We start from the raw sequence: 13,338 nt of genomic DNA, 5'->3' as shown, positions 1-13,338 counted from the left end.
CAGCGAAGGAGAACCCTGTGAACAGCACCGAACCCACCCCGGCCAGCGCCCTGCAGATCCTGGACCAGGCCGCCGCCCTGGTCCGCCAGCGAGCCGCCCGCCTCGGCACTGAGCCCGCCCCGGCCCCGACGCTCACCATCGTTCTGGACAACGCACCCGCACTCCTGGCCGGCCTGCCCGGCCCCCAGCGCGACCAGCTCACCGAACTCATGACCAGCGGCCGCGCCAACGGCATCCACATCCGCGGCCGCTCCCGGCTCCCCCGCCAGTACGCCACCCTCGCGGAGCTGAACGCCGCCGCCGAGCACGGCGACCTGTAGCCACCACCCCGCCCCACCACCGAGGCCGGCCCCTTCCCCCGAGGGGCCGGCCTCGGCCGTCCCCGACTCCCCTGGAGCGCCCGATGAACACCGAGCAGCACCTGGTCGACCAGGACGTCGGCCCCTACTCCCCCGCCCTGCCCACCGCGATCTGGCAGCCCGCCCCCCAGCACCACCAGGTCGTCGTACAGCAGGCCCCCGCCCCGGCCCTGACCCTCTACCAAGTGCCGGTCCCCGGCTCCGTCCAGGTCCAGCTCCCCGACGGCCGCATCGCCTGGGGCCGCCCCGTGGAGCACCGCCTGGACCCGGTCCCCGTCGCCACGCAGCGCGAGCCGATGCCCTCCTGGGCGAAGGCGATCGGCATGGTCGCCGGAAGCATCACCGCTCTCGCCCTCGGAGGCGCCGTCGCCCTCCGTATCGCCGCACCGGCCCTGGGAGGCCTCGTGGACATGCTCGACATGCTCTGGAAGGTCGCCCTGGTCCTCGCCGTCATCCTGTTCGGCGGCGTGGCCGTCGCCCGCTCCCTGTTCGCCAAGGCCGCAGGCCACCCCGGCAGCGACCACGGCACCGGCAGTGAGCCGTCGACCGTCGTCTTCGCCCCGCAGATCGACACCGGCGGCAACCGGCTCATCGGCCGCGGCGGCGACGTGAACATCCAGTGGGGCGACGGCAACCGCAACAAGCAGTAGCGCGGTCTGCCCTCTCCGTTCTTCCTGCCGACCTGCCTGGTCCTCGGCCCGCACGGCGGCCTCGAGGGCCGGCCAGGCCGACCGGCCTGCCCACACCTTCCTTCCCTCCACCTCGCCAAGGAGCGATCCGCCATGGCCCGACACCAGACCGGACCCGTCCTCACCCTCCAGCCCGCGCCGCAGCCCGGCTGGTGGCAGACCAACCGCCACAAGGTCCTCGCCGTCCTTGCGCTGATCATCGGCTTCCTGCTCGGCCAGAACAGCACCGACGCCCCGGCCGCCACCAACACGCCGCCCGCGCACACCGCGCCCGCCGACAGCGCCACCCCGTCCACGCCGTGATCCGGACCGCCCGCCCGGCCCTCGCCCCCGCCGCCGCCCCGCGCGGCAGCAGGGCGAGGACCGGACAGGCCGCCCGGCCCCACCCCGACCCGCCTGCAAAGAGCCTTCGTTGACCACCGCCCCCCCTCAGCCCCACCGAGATCCGGTACTGCCAGCACGCCGCCAGAGTCGTCCGCATCGAAGCGCCCGTCGTCACCGAGCTGGTCGCGGCCATGGCCCACCTAGACCAGGCCCTCGACGCCGACCCCCAGGACAGCGCCGCCCACTACGCGCCCCGCGGCCAGGAGCACCTGGTCCCCGACTGGATCCGCGCCAACGCCGACAAGATCCGCGCGCAGCTGGACGCCCTCGTCACCCGCTACACCGACCCCGGCAGCGGCCTGCTCAACCAGGTCACCGACCAGCCCGGCACGTGGACCGACCCGGCCACCGCCCGCACCTTCGACCTGGACGCCGACTACGTGCCCGCCAGCGACGACCGCCGCCGCCCCGGCATCGTGTGGCGCTACCGCGGCATGCACGCCGCCAACGGAGCCCCGATCCTCCACCCCCACCACCTGCCCGACCGCACCCCGTGCGCCGGACCCTGCTGGCCCGTCGGCACCGTCCCGGCCATCGCCATCGGCAGCGGCGCATGAACCCTCCCGCCGTCACCGCCTTCACCGAGACCGCCGCCCACTCGGGGTCGATGGCGAGTCCGGGTCCGCCCGGCCGGTCCACGCGGACCACGTCGGCGCCCAGGTCGGCGAGGAGCATGGCGGCGAACGGGCCCGGTCCGATACCCGCCAGCTCGAGTACGCGGCCCTCACCCCCATCGGCACGAGCGTCCTCACCGACCCGCTGAGCACCGACCGGAAGTACCTGTGCCGCGACTGCGCCGCCGCTCCCACCCCCGCGCCGGCGACCTGACCCGGCCTGCCCGCCCGGCCTCCGGCGCCCCGCCCCTTCGCGGCGGCTCCGGGGGCCGGACAGGCCGACCGGCCTGGCCAGCACCTCGTCCCCACCGCAGCACGCCTGCGGACAACCCACAAGGAGAGCCGTCGCTTTGGCGAAAGCGCCCGCCGTCATAGGTGTCCTCACCCAGCCCGCCCCGCCCACCTGGTGGAAGGCCAACCGGCACAAGGTCTTCCTCATCCTCGGCCTGATCGGCGGCTTCTACATCGGCACCCACAGCAGCGACGCCGCGACCAAAACCGACCCGCCCCGGCCGGCGCACACCGCGCCCGCCCACCCCAGCACCAGCGCAAGCCGATCCCGCTGACCACGAGAGGCGACACCACCATGAGCGTCACCCCGTTCCCCCACTCCCGCGCCGGCCGCCAGCAGGAGCCCACCACCCAGGCCCGGGCCTACAGCTGGTGGAAGCAGTTCAGCGCAGAACACGGCTGGCTCGGCCGCCGCCGCCACGACATCCGGATGGCCCCCACCTACGGCTGGCGGCTCATGGCCGGATGGATCAAGAGCGTCATCGTCCTCGCCATCGCCGCGGCTGCGTTCTTCTCGCTGTACGGCATCGGGACCACGGCGATCGACGCGGCGCGAGCCCTGCCGTGGTCCACCCCGACCGGCGACGACCACACCGGCCTGCTCGCCACCATCGACCAGCCGGTCCGCTCCTACCTCGCCACACGCACGCAGGCGCTGCCCGTCGACGCCACCACCGCATACAGCACATGGCAGGCGGTCGGGGTCGTCGCGTTCCTCCTCGGCTACCTCCGCAACGGCGGAGCCCGCCTCACCTGGACCGTGTGGGGCGCGGCCACCGTCGCCATGGTGTGGATCGGCACTCCCGGCCCCGGTCGCGAGGTCGCCGCAGGTATCGCGGTTGGGTCCGGCTCGTTTCGAGTGACTGGCTGAGCTGGCGTTTTGTGTGGGTGGGCTGGTGGTGAGTGCTGGTCGCTTCTACCTTCTGGGTGAGGGGGTGGGGTGATGGTGTCCCTGCTGGAGGAGCTGGAACGGCGTGAGTCGGCTATCGGGGAACGGGTGGGCGAACTGCGGGTGCAGGTAGCGGAGCTGAGCGAGCAACTGGAGGCGTTCGAGGAGATGCTCGCGCAGGTGGAGGTCGCCCGGGCGGTGGTGCGGGAGGTCCTCGACGACGCGGCGGCCGAGGAGCCGGTGCCGCGGCCTGCGGCGGGGCCGCAGCGGGCGGGAGGGGAGTCGCCGATCGGGGTGGTGACGGTGCCCGAGCGGGAGGCGGGGATGGACGCATCGCTGCTGCCGTCTGGGTACCGGGACATCATGGAGGTGCTCATCGCGGCGGGGCGGCCGATGCGGTCGAAGGCGGTCTCGGTGGCGATCGGCCGGGGCGAGGGCCCCTCGAAGGTGGAATCGGTGCGGGTGAAACTGAAGCGGCTCGCGCGCCGGGGCTGGCTGAGCGAGGACAGTCCGGGCCTGTTCGCGCTGCTCGAACACGCCGAGGACAGTGGGCCGTTGGGCCAGGGTTCTGGCGGCTGAGGGTTCTTCTTCCTACGTTCGTAGGTGCCAACCGAAACGCCCGTAGGAAGAAGAACGCCGTGGAACGGTACGACACGCCGCCGAGTGCTGACGACTTTGAGGCGGCGGCGAATTTATTCAGCATGCTCGTGACGGAGCTGGCATCGCCGACGACTGGCGATCTGGCCCATCATGAGCTGGAGGATCTCTTGGAAGACAGGGGCCGTGACCTGCTGCGGCAGCTGTTCCAGGATCACCTGGACCTGCGGGAGCGGCGCGAGCAGGAGGCTGTGGCGAGCTTGCGGCCCCGCGTGATCGGTACGGACGGTCTGCCGCGGCCGCGGCTGGAGAGGGGCCATGGCCGGCTGCTGGCCACGGTGTTCGGCACGGTGACCGTCTCCCGCCTCGCCTGGAGGCGCCTGGAGGCGTCGAACGTGCACCCGGCGGATGCGGTGCTGTCACTGCCGCGGGGCCGACACTCGCACGGTCTGGCCCGCCTCGCCGTCCAGGCGGCCACCCGGATGTCCTACGACGCGGCCCACGAGACGATCATCCGGCGGTGCGGCCGCGTGCTCGGCAAGCGTCGGCTCGCCGGTCTGCTCGTCGAGGCCGCCGGTGACGTCGACGCCTTCTACAACGCCAGAATCGTTCAACCCTGCGCTCCGGCAACAGTGTTGGTGCTGTCCGCGGACGGCAAGGGCATCGTGATGAGGCCCGAGGCCCTGCGGGAGGCCACCCGGCAGGCCGCCGAAAAGCGGCAGCACGCCTTTCGCACGCGTCTGGCCGCCGGGGAGAAGAACGGCAGAAAACGCATGGCCACGCTCGGCGCGGTCTACGACGCCGAACCGGCACCCCGCCGGCCGCACGATGTGATCACGCCGCCCGGCGGCTTCACGGACGGGCACATCCGCCGGCCCGGCCCCGTTGCCCGGGACAAGTGGCTGTGCGGCTCGGTGGAACACGACGCCGAGCACGTTGTGGCGCAGGTCTTCGAGCACGCGCAGGCCCGCGACCCCGAACATCGCCGCACCTGGGTGGTCCTGGTCGACGGCGCCCGCCATCAACTCGACCTCGTCCAGGCCGAAGCCCGTCTCCACCACGTCGAGGCGCACATCGTCATCGACATCATCCACGTCCTGGAGAGGTTGTGGGCGGCGGCCTGGTGCTTCCACGGATCAGGCCAAGTTGACCGGCGGACAGCGGCACGGTGTCGATACCTGCGTCCGCTACCTGCGCGGCAACGCAGATTTCCTGCACTACGAGAAGGCCCTCGCGGCCGGCTGGCCCATCGCCACCGGGATCATCGAAGGCGCGGCCCGCCATCTCGTCGCCGACCGTCTCGACATCAGCGGAGCCCGCTGGGGTCTCGACGGCGCCGAAGCCGTCCTGAAACTCCGTGCCGCCGCCGCTAACGGTGATCTTGACGCCTACTGGAAACATCATCTCGCCAAGGAACATCAACGGCTCTACCCAGCCCATGACCAGGCGAGATACGCCCTTACTGCCTGACCGCGATCTCACTCAGAACGAGCCGCACCCTTCGGCAATCCGACCCACCGGCTCGCCGTTCGCATAGGCATCCAAGACGGCCTCGGCCAGCTTCCGGCGGGCGGTTTGCAGCGCTTCCTGTGCCGACTGGTATGCCTGCTGCGCTGCTTCCAATGCGTCCTCGCTCATACGCCCATCCTGCCAGCCCCCTCTCTGATCATCCGTGCCGCTGCCGTTCCTCCGGATGGCGATCCCTTTCTCTGAGCGGAGCGCGGTCTTGTTGCGGAGGCAACGGATCGGCCGTGGTGGGGAGTGAGGTGGCGGCGTTGCATTCACGGCAGGAGACGGTGCGGGGTTGGCGGAGGATGTCGAGGGCCTGGTCGAGAGTGATGGGTGTGGCGTGGGGCTGGCAGCCGATGACGTGGATCAGGCGTGCGCCGGGGTGGCCGGGGCGGTGAGGGAGATCTTGTACTGTCCAGGCCTGCCGCCCGTCGGCGGTGGGATTAGCGAGGGTGGGGATCCGACTGTAGTCGCCGCCTTCGAGGGGGCGGACATGACGGGCGTCGAGCCAGACGCTCTGTTCCGCAGGCTCCGTACGGCCGCTGCCGCCAACTGCCCAGCCGGTGATGCCCACCCGGTACTGCCATCCGACTGCCGCGCGCCGACGCTCATACAGGCAGGCGCGCAACTCCTGCCCGTCAGGCATGATCACGGTGACCCGGGCCGCGTTCTGCGGCATTGCGACCCCCTCCATCCTGCCCAGGCATCCTAACCGGACGCTTTGGCGAGTTCATCGGATCAGAACACCAGGCAAGCCCTCCAGCCCCCGCTGTGACACGATGCCGCCGACGGGTCCAGCAGCATCTTCTGGGTTCGTGCCCCTGGTAGTCCGACCGCCCCTTACCATCCGCTGCATGCTGGATCCCGAACTGCTGGAACGGATCACCGCCCGCCGTGCGGAACTGGACGACCTCGAAGAACAGCTGACCGAGCAGCTGGCCAGGGTTCGATCCGAGAGGGACGAACTCGCCGTCGCCGAGAGAGTCCTCGAGCGAGTGAGCGAAGAGATCGCAGGTGATCGCGCCTCAATCTCCCCGGCGCCGGGTCAGGTGGCGGGGCGGGCCGTGATGCTCGTCCCGCACCGCGGCCCGGACACACAGGAGACCATGCTCCCGCCGGACTACCAGCGCATCCTCACCGTCGTGCGCCAAGCCGGCGGACCGGTCACGGCCCGGCAAGTAGGCGAAACGCTGGGAGTAGACGTCAGCGTGAAGTCCAAACTGGAACCGCTGCGCGGCAAACTGATCAGACTCACCGACCGCGGCTGGCTGCGCAAACAACCCGACGGCCGGTTCACCACCCGCCTGTGATCTCCTCCGGCATGACGGGTCCAGTGGCAGCAGAGGCGTAACCACGGTGTCCCCGGCGGCCGTTGGAATTGTGTGACGAAAACCAAAGAGCACGCCGAGGACACCTGCCCGCTTGTCTACCAGTGCCGCCTGCCGCTGTCCACGCGCACCGTCAACCACCTCGCCGACCTGCTACGCCGCCACCTGAAGGCGATACGCTCCCGCTGGCGCATCCTGCCGCCCGGGAAGATCGCGGTGATCGTCCTGGCCATACTGCGCCACGACCAGCGCCTGGCCGACATGGCCGGCGGCAACAACGTCTCCGAGTCGACCGTCCGCCGCTGGCGCGACGAACTGATCGGACTACTCGCCGCCCAGGCCCCGCGCCTGGACCGCGCCCTGAAGAAGATCGTCAAGCGGGGCGGGGAAGCGGTCCTGATCGATGGCACCCTCATCCCCACCCAGCGCCGCACCGGAAAGGCCGACCGCCGCAACTACTCCGGAAAACACCGACGCCACGGCCTGCACTTCCTCGCCCTGACCGACGAGAACGGCCGCCTGATCTGGATATCCGCCGCCCGGCCCGGGCGCACCCACGACAACACCGCCGCCCGCCACGACCACATCCTGGCCCACCTACGCGCCGCCGGCCTCGGAGCGCTGGCCGACCTCGGCTTCCGCGGCCTGGACAACGACATCCTCGACCCCGTGATCGTCACCGGCTACGCGGCCAGTCGAACCCACAAGCTGACCCCGGGGCAAAAGGTAGCCAACCGCGTCCTCGCCGTCGGACGCGCACTGGTCGAACACGGCTTCGCCCACCTCAAGAACTGGCGGACCCTCACCAAACTCCGCACCGACCCCGCCCGCGCCACCCAACTCCTGCGGGCCCTGCTCGTCCTGACGAACCTCGAAGTCAACCGCTGACGGACGATCTTCACCGAGGGCTTCCGCCCACGACCAGCATGAGCACTCCGAGCGCCGACCACACCAGCCCTTTGACCAGCAACTTCAAGTTGGCGAAGGCTCAGTGAGGACCATGTGGGCTGCGTCCACTCCCTGAAGGGACAGCATGCGTGCAGTCGCGGGTACTCCGGACAAGGAGGTTTCCTCCAACACCCCGCCCTCGGGCAGGGCGAAGCGGCGGGGGTGAGCGGCGATGCTCAGCGGATACTCGAAGACTGCATCGGTGAAGTCGACCTCGGCATACCGCAACCTCAGGCTGGCCGATGACGACCAGCGTGTGCGATGGCACACCACTCGCCGTGCAGCCGCCTCGACCGTCACCGGGCCCCCGAACGACGCGGACGACAGATCGAGCTCGCCTCCGCATACCAGTGGGCCTATTTGCGGGGACCGCTCAAACACGGCCGACTCGAACCAGGCCGTGTCGGTGAAGGTGGTGGAGTCGAAATGGGCCTTGCGGGTGAAGGTGGTTCCTCTGAATATGGCACTGCCAGTGAAGGTTGCTGAGTCGAACCTGGCGTCGTCGGCGAAGGTGGCAAAGGTGAACTCGGTGTAGCCGGTGAAGGTGGCCGAGTAAAACCCGGTGTAGCCAGTGAAGGTTGCCAAAACGAACGAGGCGTCGCCAGCGAAGGTGGTGTATCCGAACGAGGCGTCGCTGTGGAACGTTGCCGAGCCGAACGTGGCCTTACCGGTAAAGGTTGCCAAATAGAACGAGGCGTCGCCAGCGAAGATGGTGCAGGGGAACGAGGCATCACCGAGGAACGTTGCCGAGCTGAACCTGGCGTCGCCAGTGAACGTGGCCCAGCCGAATGAGGCGTTGCCGATCCTGGGACCTTGAGTATCCGAATCGCATACAGCGTCGAGGAGTCGTTGGAGGAGGGGCTCCGCGAGTTCTGTGCCGCGGTGATCGAGGTCGCTGCCAGGGGCGAGAGCAGCGAGATAGGTGTCTCGCTGGTCGGCAGCGAGGTGAGCCAGGCACGCGGCGTAGGGTTCCACGCGCCGACCGCGGCAGCCGATCGGATCGCCAGCTGTCAGGTCGGCTCCATCACCGCAGTGCGGCCAGTCCGGCGGATCGGCAGCTGAGGTCATGAACTGAGGGACACGCGACAGACGTGAGTGGTTGCATGTCTGTCCTCGGGAGATGTCCCGTGCCACTGAACCTTGACTGATTGCCACCGAAGATGGACCAGTGAGCGGTTCGTGCCATCGAACCTTGACCGCCCTGGTCACCGGGATGCCACAGTTGCTGTCTACTTCGTTCGCACTGCCGGACGGCTCCGCGGTATCGCGGGCACGGGACTCGAACTGTGCAGCATGCGGTCCAAGATGAAGCCCTCCCGTCCCGCCGACCCAGCCGAACAGCGCCCCGAGGACCTGAGATCCTCTCGATGGTCTCGTTTCCTGTCCTGCGGGCTCCTACTGCTGGTGCCACCTGTAGTACTGGTGGGAGGGATCGCAGGTCGTCGCTTGCAGGAGGGTGCCGTTTCGTACGCTGGGCGTCGACAGACAGAGCCCGCTCGACACGTTCTGCCAGACCTGGTACCAGCCTGAGGGCGGCCCGTTGGGGTTGTCCGCGAAGAAGACGCGCCACTGCTGGGTGGTCGCGGCGGCGTTGCAAAACGCCATCGTGACCGTCCCTGACCCCGAGGCCGGCGCGGTGATGCACCGTCCCGTGCGCTGGTTGGTGAAGGTGAACAGGCCGGTCTGGGTATTGAACCCTGCGAGCCACTTCTGCTCGGAACCACCGGTGCACGACCACATATGGAGCTTCGCGGCGTTCTCGGTGGCATTGTCGAGACAGTGACTCGAGTTCCAGACGTTGATCGGGCTGAAGCCTGCGGCCTGCGCAGGTGCACCGGCCACGGAGAGGGCCAGCACCGCTAACACCGCGGTGACGAGCACGGACAATCTACGTCGTGTGGACATGAGCTTCTCCGGTTTCTCGCTGGAGACTGGCGGAGAGCCCGAACGGCATCCGGTAGGTGCGACGGAAAGAGTCCGAGCGTCGCGAGTCTTGAGGCCGCCCACTGGAGACGCCGACGAAATTCTCCGGTCAGGCGCCCCGAGTCTCACAGCAAGGCTTGTTTCCAGCAACGCGCTTGAGGCTCATTGTCCGATTCTCGCAGGGGGGTGACCGCCTAGGGATCGTCGTCCACGGAGCGGGCGGTCGTTGTGCGTTTGGAGTGGGCCACGAGGATTACGCGTTGACGAACGAGAAGGGACACCGGCCCTACCTCCCGTCTGCTGTTCGACCGCTTCGAAGTTGGCGACGCGGCCTTCAGCAACGACGGAGTTGCAGGTGAGGCGAGGCCAGCACGGACAGCGTCGAGTCCTTAAACCTTGTCGTCGGGAGCAGCACTTCCGGACACGGACTATGGCGCAGGAGCGGGTCCTCGGGGCGCTGTTCGGCTGGGTCGGCGGGACGGGAGGGCTTCATCTTGGACCGCATGCTGCACAGTTCGAGTCCCGTGCCCGCGATACCGCGGAGCCGTCCGGCAGTGCGAACGAAGTAGACAGCAACTGTGGCATCCCGGTGACCAGGGCGGTCAAGGTTCGATGGCACGAACCGAGGCTGTTTACTCCTCTGTGTAAGGGGTGATCTTGCTGGGTGCTGGTCGGGCCCCGGGTGAGACCAGGAATGTGACGCACAGTGAGTGACCTGATGAACGAGTCCAGCCCGCACGCCGAGTCCGCAGAGCCGCGTGAGGAGGCGTCGAGGCGGCTGGCGGGGGCTTTATCGCCGGCGGCGATCGACCGGCTCCTGGCTGATGCGGAGGCGGCCGGGGTCGGTATTGACGGGGCCGGCGGGCTGCTGCAGCAGATGATGAAGGCGGTGCTGGAGCGGGCTTTGCAGGTGGAGATGGCCGACCATCTCGGTTACGAGGCCGGGGACCCGGCAGGCCGCGGCTCGGGCAACGCCCGCAACGGCTCCTACCCCAAGACGCTCACCACGGTGGCCGGCCCGGTCACGGTGGACGTGCCCAGGGACCGCCGGTCGGAGTTCGAGCCAGTGATCGTACCCAAGGGCCGACGGCGTCTGGCCCAGGTCGACGACATGGTGCTGTCGCTGTACGCCCGTGGCATGACCACCCGCGACATCACCGCCCACCTCAAAGAGGTCTACGGCAGCGAGGTGTCCCCGGCCCTGGTATCCAGGATCACCGATGTGGTCGCGGACGAGATAACTGCCTGGCAGAACCGGGCCGTTGACGACGTCTACCCCATCCTCTACATCGACGCGCTGACCGTGAAGGTCCGCGACAGCGGCATGGTCACCAACAAGTCCGCCCACCTGGTGATCGGCGTCGACGTGGACGGCATCAAGAACGTACTGGGCATCTGGCTGCAGGACAGCGAGGGCTCGAAATTCTGGCTGAACGTGCTCACCCAGCTGAAGAACCGCGGCCTGCGCGACGTCCTGATCGTGTGCTGCGACGGGCTGGCAGGCCTGCCCGACGCCATCACCACAGTCTGGGAGAAAGCCCTGGTCCAGACCTGCGTGACCCACTTGATCCGCAGCTCGATGAAATACGTGTCGCACGGTGACCGCAAGCAGGTGACCGCCGCCCTCAAACCGATCTACACCGCCGCCACCGAATCCGAGGCACTGACCGCGCTGGACGAGCTCCGGTCAAACTACGGCAAGAACTACCCTGGCCTGATTGCCAGTTGGGAACGGGCCTGGGAAGAATTCATCCCCTTCCTCGCCTTCGACCACGAGATACGCAGGGTCATATACACGACCAACGCCATCGAATCCCTGAACTACCAGCTCCGCAAGATCACCAAGACGCGCGGCCACTTCCCCAGCGACGACGCCGCCGTCAAACTCCTCTACCTCGGCATCCGCCGCATCCAAGGCCGCCACATCGACGGCGACGGTCCCATCCCCAAAGGCCGCGTCCGCGGCACCGGCACCCTCGGCTGGAAACGCGCCATGAACCACTTCATGCCCGCCTTCCCCGACCGCCTCCCCCTCTGACCCCAGCAAGATCACCGACAGTAGCCAACCCGCAGGCCCGACCAGCAAGGCCAGACACCTCTACATACACAAAGGAATTGACAACCTCTAGACGGTGGCAGAACAGCCGGTCTGCCGAGCACGGCGCGTCCGAACGCAGCCACGAAGACACATCGACCGCCAGCACCAGGCGCCCGCCCTCGAACCGGGGCAGCGGCAGCCCGGCCAGCAAAGTGCGCAGCCGCTCGACATCGATCCGGCCCCGGCTGAGAGCGCCGTACAACGCGCCATGCCCACGACGATGCTCGGGCACCAGCGTCAGATCCACTGGCGAGAGAACCGGGCCGTCCACACACAGCATGGCGTCGGTGAGCTCGAACAGCTCATCCCGCCGAGCGGACAAGCACTCGTAGAAAGAGCCCCGGAAGCGTGACGCTTCCGCGAACTCTTCCCCACGGCCTTGCGGGCACACCACACTCATAACAACGGCCTTCGGTTGATCCCGTACCTCTGTGACGGAGCACAGGATCAAGCGAAGGCCGCCCTCATGTCCGACGAACTCCCAGGTGAGTGACCCCGTTCGGGCCCTCATTCGAATCTGGAAGAAAAAGAACAAGTTGAGTGCCTGTGTCTGATGCCGACATGACAGCTTGTCTGGTTGGTGTGCTGGCGAGCGGGTCTTCGTTATCCGCATGAATGGCTTCGTAGGTGACGAAATGACTCGACTTGGCTGGCGCCTGTTTTCGCCAGTGTCGTCAAGCGGCACGCCGGCGGGGCGAACAGGAGGACACTGGGCAGTGCGAGGAGGCAGTCTGATGGCAGCCGATGCCGCAAGGTACACGCCGTTCGGCGAGGCCCGGTGTCGGGCGGTTGAGGAGATCGTGGAGGCAGTCCGCAGTAGGAAGCACTGGCGGGCTGGTGTCTTGCTTGAGCAGTTCGTGGCGGGTGCCGATCTCACCGCGCTCGGCGCGATGCGGACAGCGTTGCGGGAATCCGACCCGGGCCGGGAGCCGTGAAGGACGCAAGCAGCCTGTAGTTGGGGATCACTGCTGGCAGTCGAAGTGGATGCCGGGGCTGCTGATGATGAAGTCGTGAACGGCCGCCGCCGGATGCGGGCGAGCACCGGCGGCGGCCGCGCGGTGCGAGAACGGCGCTGGCTCCCCTCACATCGCCGCCTCGCACTGACCGTCCTTCCCACCCTTCCCGGGGTGTGCGGGAGTTCATCCCGGGCTCGAAGCAGGGCTGGGGAGGACGAAGGGCTGGAGCTGCGTTGTCGGCGATGCGGCTCCAGCCGCTCACAGTGGTCGGATAGTCACTGTGACCCGGGGGCTGGGGGCCGAAGGCAAAGGACCGGTAGCCCGTCGTCGGCCGGAGTCGGCGAAACGGGCGACGGTGCTGCTGGCAAGCGTATGCGGGCCGGGGCGGTGCGGGCAGCATGCGATTCAGCCGATACCGGACTGAACTTCTGTATGCGCCGGGAACTGTTGGCGGGTCACTGTCCGCCCTCCAGGGCATCTTCCACGGTGGCAAGGAGCGCAAAGAGCGTGTGGAGTCCGGCGGCTTTGAGGATCCGCAGGTGCCAGGGCCGGACACAGACCAGGGTCAGCTGGCCGCCGCGTTCGAGGGCCCGACGTCGGGTCCGGCAGAGCAGGCCGAGGGTGGAGCAGTCGAGGAACTCCACCGGCCGCAGGTCCACGATCACGCGGACGCCCGACCGGGTGGTCGCGGCATCGGTATGCGCCTGAATCTCAGTGGGCGTTTGATGGTGATTCACGCCGACCGTTTCAACA

16 protein-coding genes and 3 pseudogenes are annotated in these 13,338 nt (G+C 68.4%); 12 read left to right on the top strand and 7 right to left on the bottom strand.

Translation table 11 applies throughout. The annotated features are described in order from the left end of the window. Window positions 1–17: 17 nt before the first annotated feature. From ABIE67_RS47250 to ABIE67_RS47235, 4 genes are all read left to right on the top strand, one after another. The gene (locus tag ABIE67_RS47250) at window positions 18–320 is read left to right on the top strand and encodes a hypothetical protein (RefSeq protein WP_370270396.1); all 303 of its coding nucleotides are present in this window, start codon (window positions 18–20) and stop codon (window positions 318–320) included. Between the two features lie 83 nt (window positions 321–403). Continuing rightward, window positions 404–1,009, top strand: coding sequence for a hypothetical protein (locus tag ABIE67_RS47245; protein WP_370270392.1), 606 nt, complete (start codon window positions 404–406; stop codon window positions 1,007–1,009). A gap of 132 nt (window positions 1,010–1,141) precedes the next feature. Next, complete coding sequence (locus tag ABIE67_RS47240) at window positions 1,142–1,351, top strand: hypothetical protein (protein WP_370270389.1); 210 nt, start codon at window positions 1,142–1,144, stop codon at window positions 1,349–1,351. A gap of 212 nt (window positions 1,352–1,563) precedes the next feature. Next, the gene (locus ABIE67_RS47235; RefSeq protein WP_370270850.1) at window positions 1,564–1,989 is read left to right on the top strand and encodes a hypothetical protein; all 426 of its coding nucleotides are present in this window, start codon (window positions 1,564–1,566) and stop codon (window positions 1,987–1,989) included. 37 nt (window positions 1,990–2,026) lie between these two features. On the opposite strand, the pseudogene ABIE67_RS47230 reads toward ABIE67_RS47235, so the two are convergent. Continuing rightward, window positions 2,027–2,140, bottom strand: a pseudogene (locus tag ABIE67_RS47230) (CoA transferase); the annotation flags it as partial. A gap of 256 nt (window positions 2,141–2,396) precedes the next feature. On the opposite strand from ABIE67_RS47230, the gene ABIE67_RS47225 reads away from it, so the two are divergent. From ABIE67_RS47225 to ABIE67_RS47210, 4 genes and pseudogenes are all read left to right on the top strand, one after another. Then, window positions 2,397–2,612, top strand: a complete 216-nt coding sequence (locus ABIE67_RS47225; protein WP_370270386.1) for a hypothetical protein — start codon at window positions 2,397–2,399, stop codon at window positions 2,610–2,612. A gap of 20 nt (window positions 2,613–2,632) precedes the next feature. Beyond that, window positions 2,633–3,208 (top strand): hypothetical protein, encoded by a 576-nt coding sequence (locus ABIE67_RS47220; protein ID WP_370270384.1) that lies wholly within the window; start codon window positions 2,633–2,635, stop codon window positions 3,206–3,208. Window positions 3,209–3,280: 72 nt separating this feature from the next. Continuing rightward, window positions 3,281–3,805, top strand: a complete 525-nt coding sequence (locus ABIE67_RS47215) for a hypothetical protein (protein ID WP_370269890.1) — start codon at window positions 3,281–3,283, stop codon at window positions 3,803–3,805. Between the two features lie 59 nt (window positions 3,806–3,864). Then, window positions 3,865–5,293 (top strand): annotated as a pseudogene (locus ABIE67_RS47210) (ISKra4 family transposase). Window positions 5,294–5,305: 12 nt separating this feature from the next. Here the strand turns inward: ABIE67_RS47210 and ABIE67_RS47205 are convergent. Together ABIE67_RS47205 and ABIE67_RS47200 are read right to left on the bottom strand one after the other, a co-directional pair. Then, window positions 5,306–5,461: a hypothetical protein gene (locus tag ABIE67_RS47205; protein WP_370270380.1), complete on the bottom strand. Its 156-nt coding sequence runs from the start codon at window positions 5,459–5,461 to the stop codon at window positions 5,306–5,308. A 28-nt stretch (window positions 5,462–5,489) separates the two neighbouring features. Continuing rightward, window positions 5,490–6,011: a DUF6233 domain-containing protein gene (locus tag ABIE67_RS47200; protein WP_370270376.1), complete on the bottom strand. Its 522-nt coding sequence runs from the start codon at window positions 6,009–6,011 to the stop codon at window positions 5,490–5,492. A 175-nt stretch (window positions 6,012–6,186) separates the two neighbouring features. On the opposite strand from ABIE67_RS47200, the gene ABIE67_RS47195 reads away from it, so the two are divergent. Together ABIE67_RS47195 and ABIE67_RS47190 are read left to right on the top strand one after the other, a co-directional pair. After that, on the top strand, window positions 6,187–6,642 hold the full coding sequence (locus ABIE67_RS47195) for a hypothetical protein (protein WP_370270372.1): 456 nt from the start codon (window positions 6,187–6,189) through the stop codon (window positions 6,640–6,642). 72 nt (window positions 6,643–6,714) lie between these two features. Then, window positions 6,715–7,548, top strand: coding sequence for a transposase family protein (locus tag ABIE67_RS47190; protein ID WP_370270368.1), 834 nt, complete (start codon window positions 6,715–6,717; stop codon window positions 7,546–7,548). A gap of 84 nt (window positions 7,549–7,632) precedes the next feature. Here the strand turns inward: ABIE67_RS47190 and ABIE67_RS47185 are convergent, their stop codons facing one another. Next, window positions 7,633–8,676: a pentapeptide repeat-containing protein gene (locus ABIE67_RS47185; protein ID WP_370270365.1), complete on the bottom strand. Its 1,044-nt coding sequence runs from the start codon at window positions 8,674–8,676 to the stop codon at window positions 7,633–7,635. A gap of 327 nt (window positions 8,677–9,003) precedes the next feature. Then, window positions 9,004–9,489, bottom strand: coding sequence for an RICIN domain-containing protein (locus ABIE67_RS47180; protein ID WP_370270836.1), 486 nt, complete (start codon window positions 9,487–9,489; stop codon window positions 9,004–9,006). 760 nt (window positions 9,490–10,249) lie between these two features. Here ABIE67_RS47180 and ABIE67_RS47175 point away from each other — a divergent pair. After that, a complete protein-coding gene (locus tag ABIE67_RS47175) occupies window positions 10,250–11,569 on the top strand; it encodes an IS256 family transposase (protein ID WP_370270360.1) in 1,320 nt (439 codons plus the stop codon). Window positions 11,570–11,636: 67 nt separating this feature from the next. On the opposite strand, the pseudogene ABIE67_RS47170 reads toward ABIE67_RS47175, so the two are convergent. After that, window positions 11,637–12,029, bottom strand: a pseudogene (locus ABIE67_RS47170) (transposase); the annotation flags it as partial. Window positions 12,030–12,363: 334 nt separating this feature from the next. Here ABIE67_RS47170 and ABIE67_RS47165 point away from each other — a divergent pair. Next, window positions 12,364–12,564 (top strand): hypothetical protein, encoded by a 201-nt coding sequence (locus ABIE67_RS47165; protein ID WP_370270356.1) that lies wholly within the window; start codon window positions 12,364–12,366, stop codon window positions 12,562–12,564. Between the two features lie 476 nt (window positions 12,565–13,040). On the opposite strand, the gene ABIE67_RS47160 is transcribed toward ABIE67_RS47165, so the two are convergent. After that, window positions 13,041–13,322 carry an STAS domain-containing protein gene (locus ABIE67_RS47160; protein ID WP_370270352.1) on the bottom strand — a complete coding sequence of 94 codons (282 nt, stop codon included), beginning with the start codon at window positions 13,320–13,322 and terminating at the stop codon, window positions 13,041–13,043. Window positions 13,323–13,338: the final 16 nt, after the last annotated feature.

The sequence above is a fragment of the Streptomyces sp. V4I8 genome (genome assembly GCF_041261225.1).
GTDB lineage: Bacteria > Actinomycetota > Actinomycetes > Streptomycetales > Streptomycetaceae > Streptomyces.
This window is presented reverse-complemented; position numbering and strand designations above follow the sequence as displayed.

Coding starts and splice junctions, on each gene's coding strand:
- ABIE67_RS47245 (WP_370270392.1), top strand. CDS start 404: ATGAACACCGAGCAGCACCTGGTCGACCAGGACGTCGGCCCCTACTCC.
- ABIE67_RS47205 (WP_370270380.1), bottom strand. CDS start 5,461: ATGAGCGAGGACGCATTGGAAGCAGCGCAGCAGGCATACCAGTCGGCA.
- ABIE67_RS47175 (WP_370270360.1), top strand. CDS start 10,250: ATGAACGAGTCCAGCCCGCACGCCGAGTCCGCAGAGCCGCGTGAGGAG.
- ABIE67_RS47165 (WP_370270356.1), top strand. CDS start 12,364: ATGGCAGCCGATGCCGCAAGGTACACGCCGTTCGGCGAGGCCCGGTGT.
- ABIE67_RS47240 (WP_370270389.1), top strand. CDS start 1,142: ATGGCCCGACACCAGACCGGACCCGTCCTCACCCTCCAGCCCGCGCCG.
- ABIE67_RS47185 (WP_370270365.1), bottom strand. CDS start 8,676: ATGACCTCAGCTGCCGATCCGCCGGACTGGCCGCACTGCGGTGATGGA.
- ABIE67_RS47215 (WP_370269890.1), top strand. CDS start 3,281: ATGGTGTCCCTGCTGGAGGAGCTGGAACGGCGTGAGTCGGCTATCGGG.
- ABIE67_RS47235 (WP_370270850.1), top strand. CDS start 1,564: ATGGCCCACCTAGACCAGGCCCTCGACGCCGACCCCCAGGACAGCGCC.
- ABIE67_RS47195 (WP_370270372.1), top strand. CDS start 6,187: ATGCTGGATCCCGAACTGCTGGAACGGATCACCGCCCGCCGTGCGGAA.
- ABIE67_RS47220 (WP_370270384.1), top strand. CDS start 2,633: ATGAGCGTCACCCCGTTCCCCCACTCCCGCGCCGGCCGCCAGCAGGAG.
- ABIE67_RS47200 (WP_370270376.1), bottom strand. CDS start 6,011: ATGCCGCAGAACGCGGCCCGGGTCACCGTGATCATGCCTGACGGGCAG.